Source organism: Allocoprococcus similis (genome assembly GCF_054660775.1).
This window is the reverse complement of the sequence record NZ_BAAHSG010000031.1, coordinates 56,509-79,413: the sequence shown is the minus strand read 5'-3', so window position 1 is coordinate 79,413 and position 22,905 is coordinate 56,509. Positions and strand designations below refer to the sequence as shown.

23 protein-coding genes are annotated in these 22,905 nt (G+C 43.8%); 22 read left to right on the top strand and 1 reads right to left on the bottom strand.

Features of this window, described 5'->3' with window-relative positions:
- Positions 1 to 20 precede the first annotated feature (20 nt).
- From mutL to ACYQ5K_RS12060, 17 genes are all read left to right on the top strand, one after another.
- Entirely contained in the window at positions 21 to 2,141 is a 2,121-nt protein-coding gene (gene mutL / locus ACYQ5K_RS12140; protein ID WP_173687556.1) for a DNA mismatch repair endonuclease MutL, read from the top strand.
- Positions 2,142 to 2,150: 9 nt separating this feature from the next.
- Complete coding sequence (miaA, locus tag ACYQ5K_RS12135; protein ID WP_459777649.1) at positions 2,151 to 3,116, top strand: tRNA (adenosine(37)-N6)-dimethylallyltransferase MiaA; 966 nt, start codon at positions 2,151 to 2,153, stop codon at positions 3,114 to 3,116.
- The gene (locus tag ACYQ5K_RS12130) at positions 3,116 to 4,411 is read left to right on the top strand and encodes a methionine gamma-lyase family protein (protein ID WP_178025452.1); all 1,296 of its coding nucleotides are present in this window, start codon (positions 3,116 to 3,118) and stop codon (positions 4,409 to 4,411) included. Before miaA ends, ACYQ5K_RS12130 begins: the two co-directional genes overlap by 1 nt.
- A gap of 1 nt (position 4,412) precedes the next feature.
- Positions 4,413 to 5,648, top strand: coding sequence for an aminoacetone oxidase family FAD-binding enzyme (locus ACYQ5K_RS12125; protein WP_178025450.1), 1,236 nt, complete (start codon positions 4,413 to 4,415; stop codon positions 5,646 to 5,648).
- On the top strand, positions 5,641 to 7,293 hold the full coding sequence (locus ACYQ5K_RS12120; RefSeq protein WP_459777648.1) for an NAD(P)/FAD-dependent oxidoreductase: 1,653 nt from the start codon (positions 5,641 to 5,643) through the stop codon (positions 7,291 to 7,293). The genes ACYQ5K_RS12125 and ACYQ5K_RS12120 overlap by 8 nt, the downstream gene beginning before the upstream one ends.
- 105 nt (positions 7,294 to 7,398) lie before the next feature.
- Positions 7,399 to 7,659, top strand: a complete 261-nt coding sequence (locus ACYQ5K_RS12115) for a DUF4321 domain-containing protein (RefSeq protein ID WP_008370229.1) — start codon at positions 7,399 to 7,401, stop codon at positions 7,657 to 7,659.
- 66 nt (positions 7,660 to 7,725) lie between these two features.
- Complete coding sequence (radC, locus tag ACYQ5K_RS12110; RefSeq protein WP_178025446.1) at positions 7,726 to 8,436, top strand: RadC family protein; 711 nt, start codon at positions 7,726 to 7,728, stop codon at positions 8,434 to 8,436.
- A gap of 21 nt (positions 8,437 to 8,457) precedes the next feature.
- Positions 8,458 to 9,480, top strand: a complete 1,023-nt coding sequence (locus ACYQ5K_RS12105; protein WP_173687550.1) for a rod shape-determining protein — start codon at positions 8,458 to 8,460, stop codon at positions 9,478 to 9,480.
- On the top strand, positions 9,481 to 10,368 hold the full coding sequence (gene mreC / locus ACYQ5K_RS12100; protein ID WP_173687549.1) for a rod shape-determining protein MreC: 888 nt from the start codon (positions 9,481 to 9,483) through the stop codon (positions 10,366 to 10,368).
- Between the two features lie 2 nt (positions 10,369 to 10,370).
- Positions 10,371 to 10,898, top strand: a complete 528-nt coding sequence (mreD, locus tag ACYQ5K_RS12095) for a rod shape-determining protein MreD (protein WP_173687548.1) — start codon at positions 10,371 to 10,373, stop codon at positions 10,896 to 10,898.
- A complete protein-coding gene (locus ACYQ5K_RS12090; RefSeq protein WP_459777647.1) occupies positions 10,879 to 13,800 on the top strand; it encodes a penicillin-binding transpeptidase domain-containing protein in 2,922 nt (973 codons plus the stop codon). Before mreD ends, ACYQ5K_RS12090 begins: the two co-directional genes overlap by 20 nt.
- Before the next feature lie 18 nt (positions 13,801 to 13,818).
- Positions 13,819 to 14,463, top strand: a complete 645-nt coding sequence (locus tag ACYQ5K_RS12085) for a septum site-determining protein MinC (protein ID WP_173687546.1) — start codon at positions 13,819 to 13,821, stop codon at positions 14,461 to 14,463.
- Positions 14,464 to 14,476: 13 nt separating this feature from the next.
- Positions 14,477 to 15,268, top strand: coding sequence for a septum site-determining protein MinD (gene minD / locus ACYQ5K_RS12080; RefSeq protein WP_173687545.1), 792 nt, complete (start codon positions 14,477 to 14,479; stop codon positions 15,266 to 15,268).
- Between the two features lie 11 nt (positions 15,269 to 15,279).
- Positions 15,280 to 15,510, top strand: a complete 231-nt coding sequence (locus ACYQ5K_RS12075; protein ID WP_243259116.1) for a cell division topological specificity factor MinE — start codon at positions 15,280 to 15,282, stop codon at positions 15,508 to 15,510.
- Positions 15,507 to 16,631 carry an FtsW/RodA/SpoVE family cell cycle protein gene (locus tag ACYQ5K_RS12070; RefSeq protein WP_173687544.1) on the top strand — a complete coding sequence of 375 codons (1,125 nt, stop codon included), beginning with the start codon at positions 15,507 to 15,509 and terminating at the stop codon, positions 16,629 to 16,631. The genes ACYQ5K_RS12075 and ACYQ5K_RS12070 overlap by 4 nt, the downstream gene beginning before the upstream one ends.
- 14 nt (positions 16,632 to 16,645) lie before the next feature.
- On the top strand, positions 16,646 to 17,041 hold the full coding sequence (locus ACYQ5K_RS12065) for a methylglyoxal synthase (protein ID WP_008370250.1): 396 nt from the start codon (positions 16,646 to 16,648) through the stop codon (positions 17,039 to 17,041).
- Complete coding sequence (locus tag ACYQ5K_RS12060) at positions 17,025 to 18,011, top strand: D-alanyl-D-alanine carboxypeptidase family protein (protein WP_330585914.1); 987 nt, start codon at positions 17,025 to 17,027, stop codon at positions 18,009 to 18,011. Before ACYQ5K_RS12065 ends, ACYQ5K_RS12060 begins: the two co-directional genes overlap by 17 nt.
- 122 nt (positions 18,012 to 18,133) lie before the next feature.
- On the opposite strand, the gene ACYQ5K_RS12055 is transcribed toward ACYQ5K_RS12060, so the two are convergent.
- Positions 18,134 to 18,340 carry a DUF378 domain-containing protein gene (locus tag ACYQ5K_RS12055; protein WP_022221010.1) on the bottom strand — a complete coding sequence of 69 codons (207 nt, stop codon included), beginning with the start codon at positions 18,338 to 18,340 and terminating at the stop codon, positions 18,134 to 18,136.
- Between the two features lie 80 nt (positions 18,341 to 18,420).
- Between ACYQ5K_RS12055 and ACYQ5K_RS12050 the strand changes: the two genes are divergently transcribed.
- From ACYQ5K_RS12050 to ACYQ5K_RS12030, 5 genes are read left to right on the top strand one after another with little or no spacing between them, the layout of a single operon-like run.
- Entirely contained in the window at positions 18,421 to 19,365 is a 945-nt protein-coding gene (locus ACYQ5K_RS12050; protein ID WP_173687543.1) for a tRNA modification radical SAM protein MnmL/YtqA, read from the top strand.
- 17 nt (positions 19,366 to 19,382) lie between these two features.
- Complete coding sequence (locus ACYQ5K_RS12045) at positions 19,383 to 20,798, top strand: HlyD family efflux transporter periplasmic adaptor subunit (protein ID WP_173687542.1); 1,416 nt, start codon at positions 19,383 to 19,385, stop codon at positions 20,796 to 20,798.
- Between the two features lie 17 nt (positions 20,799 to 20,815).
- Positions 20,816 to 21,514 carry a YggS family pyridoxal phosphate-dependent enzyme gene (locus ACYQ5K_RS12040; RefSeq protein WP_459777646.1) on the top strand — a complete coding sequence of 233 codons (699 nt, stop codon included), beginning with the start codon at positions 20,816 to 20,818 and terminating at the stop codon, positions 21,512 to 21,514.
- A gap of 28 nt (positions 21,515 to 21,542) precedes the next feature.
- Positions 21,543 to 22,088, top strand: a complete 546-nt coding sequence (locus ACYQ5K_RS12035; RefSeq protein WP_173687540.1) for a cell division protein SepF — start codon at positions 21,543 to 21,545, stop codon at positions 22,086 to 22,088.
- A 17-nt stretch (positions 22,089 to 22,105) separates the two neighbouring features.
- A complete protein-coding gene (locus ACYQ5K_RS12030; protein ID WP_173687539.1) occupies positions 22,106 to 22,882 on the top strand; it encodes a YlmH/Sll1252 family protein in 777 nt (258 codons plus the stop codon).
- The last annotated feature ends 23 nt before the right edge of the window (positions 22,883 to 22,905 follow it).

The following is a 22,905-nucleotide window of genomic DNA, read 5'->3' as shown; positions in this document are numbered from 1 at the left end:
AATAGAAAGGAAAAAATCGAATGCCGCATATAGAATTGCTGGATCAGATTACAATTGATAAAATAGCAGCCGGGGAAGTAATCGAACGCCCGGCTTCTGTTGTGAAAGAGCTGGTGGAAAACGCAATTGACGCAGGTTCTACGGCAGTGACCGTGGAAATCGAAGAGGGCGGGATCTCTTTGATGAGGATCACGGATAATGGTTGTGGAATTGCAAAGCAGGACGTGGAAAATGCATTCCTGCGTCATTCAACCAGTAAAATCCGCAGTGCCGAGGATTTGATGCATTTGTCATCACTCGGATTCCGCGGAGAAGCGCTGTCAAGTATTTCAGCAGTTGCAAGGGTAGAACTGATTACCAAGACAAGAGAAGATGTATTTGGAACCAAATATATTATAGAGGGCGGAAAAGGAAGAACGCCGGAGGATACCGGTGCGCCGGATGGAACGACTTTTCTGGTGCGTCAGCTGTTTTTCAATACACCTGCCAGACGCAAATTCCTGAAAACGCCGATGACAGAGGCAAGCCATATCAGTGATCTGCTGACCAGACTTGCCCTTTCCCATCCGGATATTTCCTTCCGGTTTATCAACAATGGACAGGTAAAACTGCATACTTCCGGGAACGGGAAAATGAAAGATGTCATTTACCACATTTACGGACGGGAAATTGCGAACAATCTGATCCCACTGGAATTTGAAAAAGATGGTGTAAGGTTGTCCGGATATCTGGGAAAGCCAGTGATTAACCGTGGAAACCGTAATTTTGAAAATTATTTTGTCAACGGGCGTTATGTAAGGAACAGCATTCTCGCAAAAGCGATTGAAGATGGATACAAAGATTTTACTATGCAGCATCGTTATCCGTTTGTTGCATTCCGGATTGAGATCGATCCGGAAAAAATTGATGTAAATGTGCATCCATCCAAGATGGAACTCAGGTTCAGCAACCAGCAGGGGATTTACAATCTGCTTTATGAGGCAATCAGTAAGGGACTGCATGAGCCGGAGCTGATCCCAGAAGTAGAAATGTCGGAGATCAAAGTACCGGGAATGTCTGAGGAAAGACAGGAAAAGAAAACTGTTATAAGAGATGCAGGGAATCCATATCGGACAGGTGGAACTTCACCTAAGGTGGGAAAGAGTTCCGTCCAGGAGGGCTCAGGGCAGACGGCATCCTGGTCGCGGTCAGAGATGCCGCCTGCGGAACTTCAGACACAGAAGAATGCAGAAAAGACAGTCGCAACCGGTGACAAAAAGCTGGATTATTTTATGCAGAAGATGAGGGAGCGGGTTTATGCCGGTCATCTTGCAGAAGCAAAAGAAGAACAAGAGAAGGATATCGATGCCAAAGAGTCAAAGATGGCTGCGTTAGATGAAAATCCGTCTGCAGATATCCGGAATGAAGGAACAGAAAACAGAGCGTATTCTGATAAAAGTGAAGAAAAAACAGAGCGCGATCCAGAAAAAACAGAGCCAGATCTGTTCCTGGAGGATTTGAAAGCAGAAAAACCAAAACAATTAAACCTGTTTGAAGAACAGATTTTAAAGAAAGAGGCAAGACAGGAATACCGGATCATCGGACAGGTCTTTGAAACCTACTGGCTGATCCAATATCGCGACAGTCTCTATATTATTGATCAGCATGCCGCACATGAAAGAGTCCTTTATGAAAAGACTCTTTCAGGAATGAAGAAGAGAGAGTATACTTCGCAATATTTGAGCCCACCGATCATCCTGAGTCTTTCCATGCAGGAAATCAATGTGCTGGAGACTTTTAAAGATCGTTTTACGGAAATCGGGTTTGAGATTGAACCTTTTGGCGGTGATGAGTATGCGGTGCGTGCAATTCCTGATAACCTGTTTGGAATTGCGAAAAAGGAACTGCTTCTTGAAATGCTGGATTCCCTGTCAGATGGTCTGTCCACCAGTCTGGAGCCGGAATCAATTGACGAAAAGATTGCGTCCATGTCCTGTAAGGCAGCTGTCAAAGGAAATATGAAGCTGTCCTATGCGGAAATGGATGAGCTGATCAATGAACTCCTGTCCCTTGACAACCCATATCATTGTCCGCATGGCAGACCAACGATTATAGCAATGACGAAGCGGGAGTTAGAAAAGAAATTTAAGCGTATTGTTTAGGAGAAGAAAATGACACAGTTAGCAGAAAAGAAAAAGCCGCTGATCATTCTGACAGGGCCGACTGCTGTTGGGAAAACGGCTGCGTCGATCGGTCTTGCAAAAGCAATTGGAGGAGAGATCATCTCGGCAGATTCGATGCAGGTATACCGGCACATGGATATCGGTTCGGCGAAGATCATGCCGGAGGAGATGGATGGTGTGAAACACCATCTGATCGATGTCCTGGAGCCTGAAGCGGAATTTAATGTGGCTGTTTTTCAAAAGATGGCAAAAGAAGCAATGGAAGGGATTTATGAAAGAGGGAACATTCCAATCGTAGTTGGCGGTACGGGATTTTATATTCAGGCTCTTTTATATGATATTGATTTTGAAAAAGGGGAAGAAAATACGGAATACCGAAGAAAACTGGAAATATATGCCAGGGAGCAGGGAGCGCAGGCACTTCATGACCGGCTTCGGGAAGTAGATTCGAAATCAGCCGATGCAATTCATGCCAATAACGTAAAACGGGTGATTCGGGCTCTGGAATATTATCACGAGACAGGAATGCAGATTTCAGAGCATAATGAGACAGAACGGGAGAAAAAATCCCCATATCAGTTTGCATATTTTGTGCTGAATGATGTAAGGAGTCATTTGTATGAAAGGATTGACCGACGTGTGGATCTGATGGTGGAGCAGGGACTGGTAGATGAGGTGGCTGCTTTAAAGGTCAGAGGATGCACAAGGGAAATGGTTTCAATGCAGGGACTTGGATATAAGGAAATTCTGGATTATCTGGATGGAAAGGATTCACTTGAAGAAGCGGTAACGATCCTGAAAAGGGATACCCGTCATTTTGCAAAACGCCAGTTGACCTGGTTCCGCAGAGAGAGGGATGTGAACTGGATCCGGAAAGAGGAATTCGGATACGATGAAGAGAAAATTTTGCAGGCAATGCTTGCGATACTGAAAGAAAAGGAGATTACAGACTAATGGATATCAGTCAGGAAATACAGAAATTATATGGACAGACCGGAATTTCACCGGAAGTTCATGCATTTGGAGAACAAATTGAAAAATCACTGAAAGAACGTTTTGATAAGATCGATAAGATGGCAGAGTTGAACCAGCTGAAGGTCATTCATGCCATGCAGGAAGCAAGAGTAAATGCAGAATGCTTCAACTATGCATCCGGCTATGGATACAATGATTTCGGAAGAGATACGCTGGAAAAGGTGTATGCGAATGTTTTTCATACCGAAGATGCACTGGTAAGACCACAGATTACCTGCGGAACCCATGCACTTGCTTTAACACTTTCTGCAAATTTAAGACCTGGTGATGAACTGCTTTCCATCGCAGGAAAGCCGTATGACACACTGGAAGAGGTCATTGGAATCCGCCCATCCACAGGTTCCCTTGCAGAATATGGAGTAATCTATAATCAGGTGGACCTGCTGCCGGACGGAAGCTTTGACTTTGATTCGATTGAAAAAGCGATTGGTGAGAAAACAAAGCTGATCACGATTCAGCGTTCCAAAGGATATCAGACAAGACCGAGTTTTTCTGTGGATCAGATTGGGGAAGCAATCGCATTTGTCAAGAAGATCAAACCGGAAGTCATCTGTATGGTGGATAACTGCTATGGTGAATTCGTAGAAGAAAAGGAGCCAAGTGATGTGGGCGCGGATCTGGTTGTCGGTTCTCTGATCAAGAATCCGGGTGGCGGACTTGCCCCGATCGGTGGCTATGTGGCTGGAAGAAAGGATCTGATCGAGCAGTGTGCTTACCGCCTGACTTCTCCGGGACTTGGAAAAGAAGTGGGGGCTTCTCTTGGTGTGATGCAGTCATTCTATCAGGGACTTTTTCTTGCACCGACGGTTGTTGCAGGTGCATTAAAAGGAGCTATTTTTGCAGCGAATGTATATGAAAAGCTTGGTTATGCAGTTGTACCGGACGGAAAAGAGGAACGCCACGATATCATTCAGGCAGTAACACTTGGAAGTGCGGAAGGTGTAATCGCATTCTGCCAGGGAATCCAGGCGGCGGCACCAGTTGACAGTTATGTAACACCGGAACCGTGGGCAATGCCGGGATACGACAGTGATGTGATCATGGCGGCAGGGGCATTTGTACAGGGCTCGTCCATCGAACTGAGCGCAGATGGACCGATCAAAGAACCGTATGCAGTATATTTCCAGGGAGGTCTTACCTGGGCGCATGCAAAACTTGGTATTTTAATGTCTCTTCAGAAGTTATATGAAAAAGGAATTGTAAAGGAATTATAGAATGAAAAAAAGAGTCATCATCATCGGCGGCGGAGCAGCTGGCAGTATGGCTGCACTTACGGCGGCACAGAATGGTGCAGATGTACTGCTTCTGGAACAGAATGAAATGATTGGCAGAAAAATACTGTCAACGGGTAATGGCAGATGCAACTTTACCAATCGCTTTCAGGATCCATCCTGCTATCGAAGCGACAATAGCGGATTTGCATGGAAATCAATCGGAAAATTTTCAGAGCCTGAGACAACGTCTTTTTTTGAAAATCTTGGAATTTATCCGAAGGATAAAAATGGCTATCTGTATCCCTGGTCCGAACAGGCCTCGGCAGTGAGGGAAGCGCTGGAGTCTTCGCTGGAACTGGCAAAGGTCCGGATTCATGCCGGAGTACGCGTATTTGGGATCATACCAAAGAAAAACGGTTTTCAGATCAGTTTTTCAAAAGACGGAAAAAAAGGAATGATTTCCGGTGAGGCTGTGATCCTTGCGACCGGATCGAAGGCAGCTGCAAAGCTTGGAAGTGACGGAAGTGGGTATGACCTGGCAAAAATGCTGGGACATAAACTGGTTCCGGTTGTCCCGGCTCTGGTACAGCTCCGTTGCAGGGAAAAGCTGTACAGGCAGGTTGCAGGCGTGCGTACTCATGGAAAAGTAACGGTTTTTATCGACGGGACAGAAAAGGCTTCCGATATTGGCGAGCTACAGCTTACAGATTATGGTATTTCCGGGATCCCGGTCTTTCAGATCAGCCGTTATGCGGCGAGAGGTCTGTATGAAAAGAAAGAAGTTTTTGCAGAGCTGGATTTTATGCCGGATTTTGGAGATTTAGAATTTTTGCAGATGTTAAAGGAACGAAAGATAAGGCTGGATGGTCTTGTGATGGAACAGTATTTTAATGGGTTGTTCCACAAAAAGCTTGCCGGTGCGCTTCTGAAGAGAATTGGAATTTCGGGAACAATGCCGGTGCATGACCTTAGTGAAGCGAATCTGGAAAGACTTTGCCGGATCTGTAAGCATTTCCGGACTTATATTGATAAGACAAATCCGTTTGAACAGGCGCAGATCTGTGCAGGCGGTGTAGATACAAGAGAAATTGATCCGGATACGATGGAGTCGGAGCTTGTAAAAGGACTTTATTTTGCGGGAGAAATTCTGGATGTAGATGGAATCTGCGGAGGTTACAATCTGCAGTGGGCATGGACCAGTGGTTATCTGGCAGGGAAAGGAGCGGCAAATGCTTAGAATCAGTCAGCTGAAGCTTCCGGTTACGCATACGGAAGAGGATTTGAAGAAAAAGATTGAGCACACACTGATGTGCAGGACAGAAGAGGTTCAGAGCTATGAGATTATCAAGCAGTCTCTGGATGCCAGAAAGAAGCCGGAGCTGTTCTATGTCTATACTGTGGATGTAAAAGCGGACAATGAAAAGCAGCTCTTGAAGATGCTTACCCGAAAAAAGCGTGCGGGCAATGTGCAACTCCATGAAGCAATGCCATATATTTTTCCGGCAGGAGGCAACGAAAAATTGAAGTCACGTCCGGTGGTTGTCGGATGCGGCCCTGCCGGACTTTTCTGTGCATATTTTCTTGCAGAATATGGATATCGGCCGGTTCTTCTGGAACAGGGGGCACCGGTGGAAGAACGACAGAAAGATGTTGAGGAGTTCTGGAAGACGGGGGTACTGAAACCGGATTCTAATGTGCAGTTTGGAGAAGGCGGAGCAGGGACGTTTTCAGACGGAAAACTAAATACACTGATCAAGGATCCGGTGGGGCGCAATCGTAAGGTGCTGGAGATTTTCGTGGAAAACGGAGCACCAAAAGACATTCTTTATGTAAATAAACCACACATTGGAACGGATATTCTACGGACTGTAATCAGAAATATGCGTGAGAAAATCCTTGCGTGGGGTGGTGAAATCCATTTCCATACACAGATGACAGAGCTCCTTTTTACAGAAGATACAAAGCGGATCAGAGGGATCATATATGAAGATCTTCTGAAAAAAGAAAAAGAAGAAATACAGACGGAGACGCTGGTTCTGGCACCGGGACACAGTGCGCGGGAGACCTTTGCGATGCTCTTCGGGAAAAAGGTTCCGATGGAGGCAAAATCCTTTGCGGTTGGTGTACGCGCAGAACACCCGCAGGAGCTGATCAATCATTCCCAGTATGGGGATGCAAAGGCATCTCTTCCGGCGGCAGCCTATAAGCTGACTGCGAAACTGCCGGATGGAAGAGGTGTATATTCGTTCTGTATGTGTCCGGGAGGCTATGTGGTTAATGCGTCTTCGGAGGAGGGATATCTTGCGGTCAACGGAATGAGCTATCATGCCCGTGACAGCCGCAATGCCAACAGTGCAATCGTTGTGACGGTTACACCGGAGGATTTTGAAAGCGACCATCCCCTTGCCGGAATTGCATTCCAGAGAGAACTGGAAAAGGAAGCTTACGAAGCAGGAAAAGGAAAAATCCCGGTACAGAGATACGGGGATTTTTACCGGAGTGTGACCGGAAAAGAAAAGGAAAAGACCGATGCAGAGGTCTGGTATCAGGGGCATGAGCCATGTATGAAGGGTGCGTATGAAGAGACAGACCTGGCGGGGATTTTTCCGGCAAAGATCGGTAGCGCGCTGGTGGACGGGATAGAAGATTTTAACAAGAAAATTCGAGGATTTTCGCATCCTCTTTCCATTCTTTCCGGAGTGGAGAGCAGAACCTCTTCGCCGGTACGGATCGTAAGAGATAATCATTCGCTGGAAAGCGTGATTGGAGGACTTTATCCTTGCGGAGAGGGCGCAGGATATGCCGGCGGGATTACATCGGCGGCAGCAGACGGTATTAAAATCGCAGAAAAAATTCGACAAAAACATGCACCGTTTTTATAGAAAACAGCTGTGTTAAGAAAAAAATAATATTTAAAAAGTCTATACACGTTTTTTAAAATATGCTAAAATGATACCAGTTTGTGATTCAAAAGAGGAGGAGTACAGATGAGAGGAGCCGGAAGTAAGAATGCCTGGGCTTTATTTTTGCTGATTCTGGCAGGGATTGTTCTGGGTGGCTTTATCGGTGTGCTTGCAGAAGGGGTTCCAGCACTTAGCTGGCTTTCTTATGGACAGACTTTCGGGGTAGAGACACCGATTGTTTTGAACCTCGGACTTGTCGTTATTACGTTTGGTCTTACGATTAAGATCACGATCGCAAGCATTATTGGAGTGATTATCTCCATATTCATTTATCGTTTCTTATAGGATGTATAAAGCATCCCATATACAAGGGTGGAGAGTCTGGTGTGAATCAACAAATCCTGCAAAAGGATGAATCAAAAAAATACCATTCGAGAAATGTTATCAGAAGAGCGGCCATATGAAAAATGTGAACGTTTTGGGGCGGGCAGTTTAACAGATATTGAATTGCTCGCTGTTCTGTTAAGGACTGGAACAAAGGGAGAGAGTGCACTGGATCTTGCCAGGAAGCTTTTTTATCCTGGAGAAGGTACACAGCCACAAACCAAAGCCCATCTTCAAAGCTGGACAAAAGAAGAACTGCTGAAAATCAGTGGAATCGGAAGAGTAAAGGCTATTCAGATTTTATGCCTTTGTGAGCTTTCCAAGAGAATGTCCCAGCTTTCGGCCAGAGAAGATCTGGATTTTTCAAGACCGGATACAATTGCAGCATATTATATGGAAGATATGCGCTATTACAGGCAGGAGCATTTGAAACTGCTGATGCTGAATACGCGTTCCAGGCTGATCGGAGAAAGTGAAATTTCGAGAGGGACAGTGAATATGTCCGTAATTTCTCCGAGAGAACTCTTTATAGAGGCATTGCAAAAGAACGCAGTCTATATTATACTGTTGCACAATCATCCAAGTGGTGATCCGATGCCGAGCAGGGAAGACATTCTTGTGACGCAGCGCATCCGGGAGGGCGGAAGTCTTCTTGGAATTGAACTTCTGGATCATATCATTATTGGTGATAACTGCTATGTATCACTCGCAGAGCAGAAGCTGCTTAAGGAAAAGTAGTATGGAAAGGAACTTTAGATTATGGCGCGAAATATTTACGGTCTTGATCTCGGGACTTATGAGATCAAGGTGTATGATAAAAAGCAGGACAGTACGTGGAAAGAGAAGAATGTAATTGCTATTGTGGACGGAAAAGAGATCTTGGCTGTCGGCGATGAAGCATATGCGATGTTCGAGAGAACACCGGGAAATATTGAAGTGGTGTTTCCGATGAAAGAAGGTGTAATCAGCAGATTTACGGATATGCAGTATCTTCTTCAGAATCTGCTGAAGAAAGAGCGCCGTTTTGCAAGAGGATCAGAATATCTGATCGCAGTACCTACGGATGTCACAGAAGTTGAAAAAAGGGCGTTTTTTGATCTGGTTGTTCATTCAACGGCGAAAGCAAAAGAAGTGAGTATTGTAGAACGCGGAGTTGCGCAGTGTATCGGAATGGGAGTTGATGTCAGGAAGACGAAAGGGATGCTGATCGCTGATTTTGGTGCGGCTACAACCGAATTATCTGTAGTAGGTTCAGGTGGCATGGTACTTAATAAAATGCTTAAGATCGGCGGTATGACATTTGATGTGGCAGTTCAGAATATGGTCCGCCGGAATTATGATTTTCTGATCGGAAGACAGACAGCCGAGGCTCTCCGGAAACGTTTTGGAGTGCTTGGCGGAAACGGAAAAGCTTCCATGGTGATTGCCGGACGTAATCTGGTTGTTGGTGTACCAAGATACCAGGAAATTCCAAGCAGTGCGGTACGGGCTGCGATGAAAGAATCTCTGGAAGCCTGCACTTCGCAGATTGGGCAGTTGATTGAACGTACCCCACCGGAGGTAGCCCGTTCAATCAGAAAGAATGGAATCTGTCTGACGGGTGGCGTTTCCCGGTTACCGGGGCTTGACCGGTACATAGAAGCTGTGACAGGATATCCGGTGCATGTGGCTGCTAAGCCGGATCTGTGTGCAGTAGAAGGACTGCGACGAATGATCAATTCAAAAGAACTTAAAAAACTTTCGTACTCAATGTTGGATGAAAATTATAGGTGGATAAGATAGATGAAAAGAAAGAATCAATTTTCGACATCAAATAAATACTGGTTGCTGATCCTTGTTATCATATGTATTGTACTGATGGGACTTTCCGGATTTGCAGAGTCCGGGAAAGGACCGCTTTCCTGGGCAGCAGGTTACACGATCGTGCCGATGCAGAAAGGAATCAACCGTGTCGGGATGTGGATCGGCGATGTTTCTGAGAATTTTGCAACACTTCAGGAAGTAAAAAAAGAAAACAAAGAACTGAAATCCCGCCTGGAGGAGATGACGACTGAGAATAACCGGTTGCAGCAGAATTCAGCAACGCTGGAAAGATATAAAGAATTATATAAGATGGATCAGAATACAGCGGATTATCCGAAAGTTGCTGCGAATGTAATCGCCAGTGAGAATAGCAACTGGTTTTCGAAATTTACGATCGATAAGGGAAGCAATGATGGAATCAGGGAAGATATGAATGTCTTATCTGGAACCGGACTGGTCGGAATTGTCACAGAAGTCGGACCGAACTGGGCAACAGTAAGTTCGATTATCGATGATAAAAATGTAAGTGCCATGATCCTGACAACCTTTGACAAATGTATTGTAAGCGGAGATCTGCAGACGGTGCAGGACGGACTTTTAAAATTTGAACAGCTTGCCAATAATGAAAATGAAGTGGCGGTTGGAGAACAGGTTGTAACATCGAATATCAGCAGCAAATATCTGCAGGGACTTCTGGTTGGATATATTTCAGAGGTGAATGTAGATTCCAATAACCTGACAAGATCCGGATATATCATTCCGGCAACGGATTTTAAGGAATTACAGGAAGTTCTTGTTATTACAACAACAAAGCAGGATCTGATCGATGGAAAAGGTGAAAGTGGAAGCGATAACGGAGGCGAATAGACATGAAAAAGATTAAAAGGATCCTGATCTGTGCGGTGTTGATCATTGTCTGTTTTCTTCTGGAGACAACGGTGTTTCAAAAACTGACGTTTGCCTCAATTATTCCGAATCTCCTGATAATCGTGACGTCTTCATTTGGATTTATGAGGGGACAAAAAGAGGGAATGATCATCGGCTTTTTCTGTGGACTTTTAAAAGATATACTAGGTGGAGATCTGCTTGGGTTTTATGCGCTGATCTATATGCTGATCGGATATGGCAACGGATTTTTCCAGAGAGTATTTTATGATGAAGACATCAAGCTCCCGTTGGCGCTTATTGCCGGCAGTGAGTTTTTATATGGTATGGTGATTTATGTACTTTTATTCATGTTGAAAAGTGATTTCCATTTTTTGAATTATCTGAGACATGTGATCATGCCGGAACTGGTTTATACGATTCTGGTTACACTTGTTCTGTATCAGATCATTCTGCATATTAACCGAAGACTTGAAGAAGAAGAAAAAAGGAGTGCTAGCAGATTTGTTTGATTTATTGGATCGTCTGAAAAGATGGTTTATCGACTTGGTAAAATCTAGAGTGTTTGTGCTGATGCTTGTGTTTATTGTGCTTTCTGCAATCTTGATACAGCGTGTGTTTGTTTTACAGATCGTAAATGGACAGGCATATCTGGATGACTATAAGCTTCAGATCCAGAAAACAAAAGAGGTACAGGGAACCAGAGGCCGCATCCTGGACCGGAACGGAGTGGTTCTGGCAGATAACAAGCTCGCATATTCCGTCACGATTGAAGATAACGGTGACTATGATACGGTCAAAGAGAAAAATAAAATCATCAATGCAACAATTGAAAAAGTGATCAGTATTGTTGAATCGAATGGAGATTCTATTGTCAATGATTTCAAAATTATTCTCAATGATAACGGAGAATATGCTTATTCCATGACAAGCGAGGTGCAGCGTCTGCGATTCCTTGCGGATGTGTTTGGAAAAGCAACCATTGATAAGCTCAGTGACAAGCAGAAGGCATACAGTGCGGCAGATCTGATGCATTATCTCTGTACAGATGAGACCTACGGCTATGGGCTGGACGAACAAAAAATGTCCAAAGAAGAAATCCTGAAGCTGGTAACAATCCGGTATTCCATGGGACTGAATCGCTATCAGAAGTATGTGGCTACAACGGTTGCAAGTGATGTCAGTGAAAGTACAACGGCTGCTATCATGGAGAACCTGGATACGCTTCAGGGAGTTAACATTGAAGAGGATTCAATCCGTTATTATCCGGACAGCAAATATTTTGCGTCTATTCTTGGTTATACGGGCGTGATTTCACAGGATGAATATGATGCGCTGGATGAAAAGGAGCAGGACTCGTATTCTCTTACTGATGTGGTTGGAAAAGCAGGGCTGGAGCAGACCCTGGATAAAACACTTCAGGGTGAAAAAGGTGAAATCAAACTTTATGTTAACAGTGTGGGAAAGGTTATTGAGTCCAAGCAGGGGAAAAAGGCAAAGGCAGGAAATGATGTCTATCTTTCTATTGATGCCAATCTGCAAAAGGCAGCTTATGATCTCCTGGAAGAAAAGCTTGCCGGAATCATCCTTTCCAATCTGACTACGTCTCTGACCTATGACCGTACACAGGCAGAAGAGGGAAGTGATGTGAAGATACCGATTGGTGATGTTTACAATGCGTTTATTTCCAATGAGATCCTGAATGTGGGACATTTTGAGGCTGCGGATGCCGGGGAGACTGAGAAAAGTGTGTATGCGTCATTTTCTTCCAAAAAGGAGGCAGTGCTTGCAGATGTGATGGCACAACTGAGTGATTCGGGTGCGCCGGCATACAAAGACTGTGATGAGGATATGCAGGCATATCTCAGTTATATTATCAGTACTGTACTTACCCAGAATGCAGCAATCATCCAGAAGGATTCGATTGATACCAGTGATTCTACCTATATTGCATGGGAAAATGATGAGAGCATCAGCCTCTATACTTACCTGAATTATGCGATCTCCAAGAACTGGATCGATACATCAAAACTGACTGATTATATGAACAGTGACAGTGAGTATTCGGATCAGAACGAAGTGTATCAGGGGATTCTGGCGTATATCAGTGCAAATCTTCCAAAGGATTCTGGATTTGACAAACTGATCTACAAATATATGATACGCAATGAAGAAATCACAGGAAGCCAGATCGGTATGATGCTTTATGAGCAGGGAATTCTGGATTATGATGAAGATGTTTATAATAAGCTTGCGGATGGTACAATGACTGCCTATGATTTCATGTATTCCAAGATTGAAGATCTGGAAATCACACCGGGACAGCTTGGGCTGGAACCATCTACCGGATCAGTTGTAGTAACTGACACGAAGACCGGACAGCTTCTTGCCTGTGTATCCTATCCGGGATATGATAATAACCGACTTGCAAATACCATGGATTCAGGCTATTATACAAAGCTTTTAAATGATCAGTCGGCACCGTTATATAACAATGCGACGCAGGAGAAGACGGCACCGGGATCTACTTACAAACCACTGGTTGCTGTTGCCGGACTGACAGAAGGCGTCATTGATACCAGTACGTATATCAGCTGTGGCGGACTCTATGAGAAAATTTCACCGAGTCCACGATGCTGGATTTATCCTGGGTCACATGGAAGTCTGAATGTGACGAGTGCGATCCAGCATTCCTGCAATATGTTCTTCTATGAAGTTGGATACCGTCTGGGACTTGCAAACCAGATGCTCAGTAATGCAAAGAGCAGCGAGTCGGGATATTCTTCTGACCAGGGATGTGAGACGCTTCTGAAGTATGCGACTATGTTTGGACTGAACCAGACAACGGGAATCGAAATTCCGGAATCGTCACCTCAGGTATCTGATCAGGACTCTGTACGTTCTGCAATCGGTCAGGGTACCAATAACTATACGACAACCCAGCTTGCAAGATATGTTACAGCAATTGCAAACAGAGGAACTGTTTATAATCTTTCCCTTCTGGATCATGTGGAAAATAAGGATGGTAAGGTAACAAAAACTTACGAACCGGATGTGCTGAACCAGATAGAGGGTGTTTCCGGAAATACATGGGATGCTGTTCAGTCGGGAATGCGGGCAGTTGTAACCAGCAACAGTACCTATTCCTCACTGGGAGATATTACCATGTCAGGTAAAACCGGTACGGCACAGCAGAGTACTACACATCCGGATCACGGTCTGTTTGTTGGATATGCGCCAAGTGACGATCCGGAAGTCGCATTTGCGATCCGTATCAAAAATGGTTATGAATCTTTATATCCGTCAGAGATTGGAAGAGACCTGATGCGCTATTATTATGGAGAGACAAGCCGTGATGAGCTGATCACAGGGCATGCATCAGCAGCAGGTTCATCATCGACACATGGAGACTAATTGAGGGGGATCACAGGTATGAAACAGAAAGTCATCATTAAAAGTAATAAATACGGTCTGATTGTTCATATGGATCCTGATGCAGAGTATACAGAGATTCTGAAGGAATTGAGAGAAAAATTTACCGAATCTGCCCGCTTTTTCAAAGATGCGACCATGGCGGTAACGTTTGAAGGGCGGATTCTTACAAAACCACAGGAAGAAGAGGTCATCGGTCTGATCACTGATGTCGCTCATATCCATATTGTCTGTATTTTTGATACTAATGAAAATACAGAAAGATTATACAAAAAAGTAGTAGAAGACTCTCTTAACAGTTTATCCAGAAAAGAAGGTCAGTTCTACAAAGGTACGCTCAGACAAAGGCAGGTACTGGAGACAGAGCAGAGTATTATTATACTTGGCGATGTAGAGTTTGGTGCAACCGTAGTATCCAAGGGCAATATTGTTGTGCTGGGAGCGGTAAGGGGAACGGTACATGCCGGGGCAACAGGAGATCGTGATGCGTTTATTACGGCGTTGTCGATGAGACCGCATGTGATGAAGATTGCAGATATTGTATCAACACATACATATCTTCAGGACGAAACCGTAAGACCAAGTATCGCCCGTCTTGACGGCAAGCGCATTTATATCGATCCACTGGAGAATTTAGAGTGGTAGGAGGATCTGAAAAATGGGTGAAATTATTGTAGTGACATCGGGAAAAGGCGGTGTCGGAAAAACAACAACGACAGCAAATATAGGTGCCGGACTTTCAAAGCTCGGGAAAAAGGTACTGGTGATCGATACGGATCTGGGCCTTCGGAATCTGGATGTTGTCATGGGACTTGAAAACCGGATCGTATATAATCTGGTCGATGTGATCGAAGGTGGCTGCCGTTTGAAGCAGGCGATGATCAGTGATAAGCGTCATGAAAATCTGTATCTGCTGCCATCGGCACAGACAAAAGATAAGTCAGCGATCACACCGGAGCAGATGATCAAGCTTACTAATGAGCTTCGAGATGAATTTGATTACGTTTTACTGGATTGTCCGGCAGGGATTGAGCAGGGATTCCAGAATGCGATTGCCGGAGCTGACAGGGCATTTGTTGTGACGACGCCGGAAGTATCCTCCATTCGTGATGCTGACCGTATCATTGGGCTGCTGGAACAGAATCACATGAAAAAACTGAATCTGATTATTAACCGTATCCGGATGGATATGGTGAAAAGAGGAGAGATGATGTCAGTAGAAGATGTGACAGAGATTCTTCCCATCGACCTGATCGGAGCAATTCCGGATGATGAACAGGTCGTGATCGGAACGAACCAGGGAGAGACGGTTGTAGATATGGATTCGCTGGCAGGAAAAGCATATACCAATATCTGCCGGCGTATAACCGGTGAAGAAGTACCGTTTCTCGATCTTGATAAACAGGAAGGTCTGTTCCACAAGCTTTCCCATATGTTTAAAAGAAATTAGGAGGATGTATCATGCATGTATTTGAAAGAGGTATGCACCATTCATCTGTCCGTATTGCAAAAGAACGTCTGAAAAGCCTTCTTGTTTCGGACCGGGTGCAGTGTCAGCCGGATACTTATGATCTTTTGTGCGGAGAATTATACCACACAATCGGAAAATACATGAAGATAACCGAAGATAATTTTAAAGTGGAAATAACACGTTCACAGATTAGAATCAACTTGACAGGAGAAAAATCGTGAGATTACCAAAAAAGACAAAACCTTATCATTTAAAAGATGTGAAATTCGGTCTGATCATTTCTGTTCTTGCTATATCGATTATCGGAGTTATGGTAATCGGAAGTGCAAAGCAGGCAGTACAGGGAAGACAGATCATAGGACTTGTCGCCGGAGTGATCCTGATGATCATTCTTTCAATGATAGACTATGTATGGCTTCTGAATTTTTACTGGATTTTATACGGGATCAATATCATTGCACTGGTATGTGTAAAGCTGTTTGGAACCAATGTAAACGGTGCACAGCGGTGGATTGATATCGGAGTGACGAATTTTCAGCCATCAGAGCTCAGCAAAATACTGGTTGTCTTATTCTTTGCAAAATTTCTGATGAATCATGAGGATGATCTGAACAGTGCAGCAACCATCCTGAAAGCAGTAGGATTGATCGCACCAACACTGATCCTGATCGTTCTTCAGCCGGACCTTTCAACAACCTTATCCATAGCGCTTGTCTTTTGTGCTATGATGTATCTGGCGGGACTGAGTTATCGATTTATCGGAACCCTGATTGCGATTCTGGTTCCGGTTACGATTATTTTTATCAGTATTGTTGTACAGCCAAATCAGCCATTTCTGCATGATTATCAGCAAAAGCGTATTCTGGCATGGCTGGAACCGCAGAAATATGCAAGTGATGAAGCTTACCAGCAGAATAATGCGATTATGGCGATTGGGTCCGGACAGCTTACCGGTAAAGGACTGAATAATAATACGACCACATCCGTGAAGAACGGAAATTTTATTTCTGAGCCACAGACAGACTTTATTTTTGCAATTGTAGGTGAAGAATTAGGTTTTGTGGGTTGCTGTATCGTGATTGGTCTGTTATTATTGATTGTAGTACAATGTATATTGATAGGACTCAGGGCACAAGATCTGGCGGGGCGGATTATTTGCTGCGGTGTAGCCGCGCAGATAGGATTTCAGTCGTTTATCAATATCGGCGTGGCAACAGGGATCTTACCAAATACAGGAATTCCCCTTCCGTTTGTTAGTTATGGACTGACTTCGCTTATCAGCTTATATATGGGAATTGGCATTGTATTAAATATAGGGCTTCAGCCTAAAAAATATCAGTAAAAGGAGCTGAGAAAATGAATATCGGACTTATTGCGCATGACTCTAAGAAAACACTGATGCAGAATTTCTGTATTGCATATCGTGGGATTTTGAGCAAGCATGAGTTGTATGCGACCGGTACAACCGGCCGGCTGATCGAAGAAGTTACTAATCTTTCTATTCACAAATATCTTGCGGGACCGCTGGGCGGCAAACAACAGCTCGGTGCGCAGATTGCACAGAATGGAATTGATGCTCTGATCTTTCTTCGGGATCCACAGAATCCAAAGCCACATGAACCGGATGTAAATGATGTCATTCGTCTTTGTGACATGCACAACATCCCGATGGCTACCAATCTTGCAACGGCAGAAATCATTATACTTGCATTAGACAGAGGAGACTTGGATTGGCGTGAGATGTATAAGTAGAGCAAAAAGTGCCGCACTGGTATGTGTGGTATCGGTAAGTCTGTTTACAGGTGGTTGCATCGGAGGTAAAGGAGCAACGCCTGTGACAGCATATGAACTTAAAAATTATAATCAGAATTTATATCAGGGAAAGCTTTATGCAGAGGATCTGTGTGTAGCACAGAATGATGTGGCGTTAGAGGGTTATACAGAAGATACAGAATTGCACAGTGCCGCATTATTTGATCTTACAGGAGAACGTGTATTATATTCTTATAAAGCGCATGAACGACTGTATCCTGCCAGTACAACCAAGATCATGACGGCACTTCTCGCTATAGAGAATGCAGATCTGGATGCCCAGGTGACGATTAGTGGAAACGCAGATGCATCCAGCTTTTCGGCGGATGCACAGGTGTGCGGACTTGTGAAAGGAGAAGTCTGGACGCTCAGGGATCTTTTGGGAGCGCTTCTTTTGTATTCTGGAAATGATGCAGCAACTGCGATCGCGGAATATGTAGGTGGATCAGAAGATGCGTTTGTTAATATGATGAACCGCAGAGCCCAGGAATTGATGGCGAACGGGACTCATTTTATGAATCCGCACGGACTGCATGATGACAATCATTATACAACAGCGTATGACCTTTATCTGATATTTAATGAGTGCATAAAGCATGAAGATTTTGTAAATATTATACAGAGTGAAGCATATACCGCACATTATACAGATGTGGACGGTAACAGCCAGGAGGCGATGTTTACACCGACCAATCTCTATGCACAGGGAGAGGTGGATGTTCCGGAGAATGTTACGATTGTAGGAGGGAAGACCGGGACGACGGATGAAGCAGGATATTGTCTGATTCTGATGGAAAAAGATTCCAGTGACAATCCATACATATCGATTGTAATGGGAGCCTCAGAAAAACCGGTTCTGTATGAGGATATGACATCACTGATCGAGGCAATCCCGTCTGGTCAGCAGTAAATGTGGTGTGTGGATCTTATCGTATACACAAAAAGGGGCATCTCTTGTCTGGGGAGCCCCTTTCTTTTTTCAGGCATGTAAAAAATACACCGGGATGATATCGGGTACATTACCTGGGCATATTAAGATTCAGACATGGATCCGATCCTGCCAAAAAGACTGATCAGGTAGAGACCGCACAGTCCGACGATCGTGTAGACGATACGTGAGAGCCATGACATATTTCCAAAAAGCCAGGCAATAAGGTCCAGACGGAATATACCGATCAGAAGCCAGTTCACAGCACCGATGATCACGACTGTGAGTGCTGTATTATCAAACCATTTCATGTAAAACATCCTCCTTATACGATTCTATGCGGTTAGTATGTGTTAAAATTATGTGATTATTCATAAATGAGAGGAAAAATATGTTATATTATAAATATTCGGATTACCTGAAAAACAAATATGGTGAAAAAGTATACAAGCTTCCGGTGAATCTTCCGGTCACATGTCCGAACCGTCTTGACGGAGATGGATGTGCATTCTGTGCCGGTGCAGGAACCGGATTTGAGGCAATGGCGGCTGTGGTTCCTGTCACAGAACAGCTGACACGGACCAGACAGATGATCACGAGAAAATACCATGCCAACAAATATATTGCATATTTTCAGAATTATACCAATACTTTTCTTCCTCCGGACAGATTTCGCAGTTATCTGATGGAGGCTACCAGAATTCCGGGTGTCGTGGAGATATCTGTTTCTACAAGACCGGATTGTGTTTCGGCTGAGTATCTTGATATTATGAGAGATATCCGCGCGATGACCGGAATTCAGATGAATGTAGAACTTGGACTACAGACGGCAAATTATCATACACTGCAGATGATCGACAGGGGACATGGTCTCGCTGAATTTATTGATGCAGTACTGCGGATCAAAAGCTATACCGCTATTTCAATCTGTACCCATGTGATTCTTAATCTTCCGGGAGATACGGCAGCGGATGCAAAAGAGACTGCAAGAATCCTTACTGCGCTCGGCGTGGATATTGTGAAACTGCACTCGCTTTATATTGCCAGAAATACACGGTTGTGTGATTGGTATGAAAATGGTAAAATAACGGTATGTTCAAAGGAAGAATACTTTGAAAGAGTGATTACGTTTCTTGAACAGATTCCGGAAACCGTGGCAGTAGAACGAATGTTTTCAAGAATTCCTGAGAAAGATGCGGTGTTCTGTAACTGGGGATGCAGCTGGTGGAGGCTGAGGGATGAACTGCTGCAGAAGATGGAAGAGGAAGGCAGGTATCAGGGCAGGTGCTGTGATTATCTGAATGGTGCGGCACTGCGCCTGTTAAAATCCGAATAGATTTGGAGGCTTGATTTTTGGCTGGGAAAAAGAAGAATACGGAGGTTGTCAGCCTCCAGAAGTATAAACGAAAAGGACATTTAAATATTGGTACGATTCTGTTTGGAATTATTTTTGTATATCTTGTTTTTACCGTTCTGATCTATTTTACAAAAGACAGAGTGAGTGTATATGAGGTACGGGAAGGAAGCATCTTAAAAGACAGAAATCTTACCGGAATGATTCTCAGAAAAGAAACGGTGGTAAATGCTGAAAAAAGCGGATATGTCAATTATTTTGTAGACGATGCACAAAAGGTTGCACTTGGAACCAATATTTACACAATTACGTCTTCCAAGCTCGAGACACAGACGGATCAGGACAGCAATGAAGAAGTTTCCTTGAATGCAGATGAATGGAACAGTATTCTGCTGAAGGCACAGGGATTTAATGAATCCTATTCGCCGGAGGAGTTTAAGACGGCATCAAATCTGAAAAGTGAAGTAACAGCGATCTTACAGAACAATACAACACAGAGCAGGGTTGCACAGCTGAATTCTATTCTGCAGTCCGGAAATGTAGATGCATTTCAAAGCCAGGATGACGGAATCGTTGAGCTTTCGGTAGATGGCTATGAAAATCTGACGACAGATAATATCACGGATGAGATGTTTGATAAGGCAAATTATAGTGTCACAGAGCTTTCGGGCAACCAAAAGATTGATGCAGGGCAGCCGGTATACCGTCTGGTCACAGATGAAGAGTGGACGGTAACGATACGCCTGACCTCTGATCTGGCAGAAACCTTCCAGAAAAAAATGAACGGGGAAGATTCCCTTTCTGTTGAGGTAAAATTCCTGAAGGATAATAAGAGCCAGTGGGGAACCATGCGGCTTACGGAAAAGAAAAATGATGTTTACGCTAATATTACTTTTAAGGACTCCATGATCCGGTATGCAGATGAACGGTTTGTGAATATTGAACTGATCCTGGAAGACGAGTCCGGGCTTAAGATTCCGAAAACCTCGGTAACGGAGAAAGACTGTTATGCTGTTCCGGTAGATTATATTACGAGTGGCGGAGCTTCTCAGAACGAAGGTGTCTACAGGCAGACGACCAAAAAAGGAAAGACGACAACGGAATTTATTCCGGTGACGATCATTAACGAGGATACGGAATCGGGTATTGCATATCTGGATACAGAGAATCTGAAAAAAGGAGATACTCTTTTGCTGCCGGAATCTTCCGATACGATGGATCTTGTGAAAACCGAAAGCATCAAAGGAGTTTATAATGTCAATAAAGGCTATGCTGTATTCAGGCAGGTTCAGATCCTGAGCGAGGGTGATGAATACTATATTATTGCAGAAGGAAACAGCTACAGTCTTTCCAATTATGATCATATTGCCCTGAACGGAGATTCTGTTCGGGATAATCAGATAGTAAGTCAATAAGAAATGGAGTGAAAGAAATGATCACAGAAAACTTAAAAGATGTGGAAGCACGTGTATGCGCTGCATGCGAGCGCTCCGGCAGGAAGCGGGAGGATGTAACACTGATTGCTGTCAGCAAGACCAAACCGGTAGAAATGCTGGAAGAAGCGTATGCTTACGGCTGCCGTTATTTTGGTGAAAATAAAGTACAGGAACTGGATGAAAAATATGACGTAATGCCGAAGGATATTCACTGGCAGATGATTGGTCATCTGCAGCGCAACAAAGTAAAATATATCATCGATAAGGCAGAGCTGATCCATTCCGTTGATTCTATCCGTCTTGCGGAAACAATTGATAAAGAAGCAGCAAAAAAAGGTATTGTTGCAAATGTGCTTCTCGAAGTAAACATGGCAAAAGAAGATACAAAATTCGGCCTGATGCCAGAGGAAGTTATGGATTTTATTCATGAAATTGTCAGATTTCAGAATATAAAAGCACAAGGATTGATGACAATTGCTCCGTTTGTAGAAAACCCGGAAGAAAATCGTATACATTTTGCAAACTTACGAAAATTATCTGTTGACATTGCAAAGGAAAAAGTTGATAATGTTAACATGAGTATTCTTTCAATGGGGATGACCAATGATTTTGAAGTTGCTATAGAAGAGGGAGCCACCATGGTTCGAATAGGGACAGCAATTTTTGGCGAGCGAAATTATGCTCATCAGATTTAGATACTACAGATAGGAGTGTATAAGAAAAATGGGAGTATTAGATAAGTTTTTAGACGTTATGAAATTAAACGGCGATGATGATGAGTATGATGATGATTTCTACGATGATGATGACGATTTTGAAGATGAGTCATATGAGGATGAGAAGCCAAAAAAGAATATTTTTGGAAAGAAAGACAAACCGGCTGCTTACGAAGAAGAAGAGGAAGACTATCAGCTTAAAAAATCAGGTCGTTCAAATAAAGTTACCCCGATGCGCCAGCCTTCCACACGCAGAAATGCCCCTGCAATGGAAGTTTGCGTAATCAAACCAAACGCAATGGATGATACACGCGAGATCACAGAGACTCTTCTTGCAGGAAGAACTGTTATTTTGAATCTGGAAGGTATGGATCTTGAGATTGCGCAGAGAATTATTGATTTCACATCAGGATCTGCTTTTGCAATTGATGGTAATCTTCAGAAGATTTCAAGTTATATTTTCCTGGTAACACCGGCAAATGTTGATATTTCCGGCGATATGCAGGATCTTCTGAATACTTCGTTCGATGTACCGATCCAGAACCGTTACTAGAAGAAAGAAGACAGGGTATGGAAAAAGAAGAGACTTTACTTCGCAAGCGTCTGATTGAGCTGTCTAACATTGCTTATCAGAGAGGAATCATTATGTATTCCGATTTCCTGAACCTGAATGAACTGAATATATTACATACTACGCCGAAGGATTCGTTCCCTGTTCCATACAGGACCTTTGGCGGGTATGATCCGTCAGAGCGTCAGATGGCAGCATTTCTACCTGATGCTTTTTATATGTATATGGACGAGGATAGTATCCACAGTACATATCCGATCCGCATTCTGAAAATTAGTCCGCTGCAGCCGAAATTTGCTGAGGAATTATCACACAGAGATTATCTGGGTGCACTTCTGAACCTTGGGATCACACGGGCAAAGACGGGAGATATTCTGATTCACGATAAGGAAGCTTATGTTTTTGTACATCAGGAACTGACGGAGTTTCTTGCAAAAGAACTGACCAGGGTGCGTCATACAACTGTCCGTGCCGTAGAAGTAGAAAATGCAGATTTTAAATGGGAGCCAAAGTACGAAGAGATTAAGGGGACTGTTGCGTCAGTACGCCTGGATTCCCTTCTTTCGCTGGCTTTTTCTTCGTCCAGAAGTAAACTAACTGCATTGATTGAGGCTGGGCGTGTATATGTAAACGGAAAGCTGATTACCAGTAATGGATATCATGTAAAGGACAACGATATCATATCCGTAAGGCAGATGGGACGTTTTCAGTACGAAGGAGTTCTTTCTGAGACAAAAAAGGGACGTTATTATGTTACAATCCGAAAGTATACCTAATGGCATTAGCAGTAAAGGAGAGC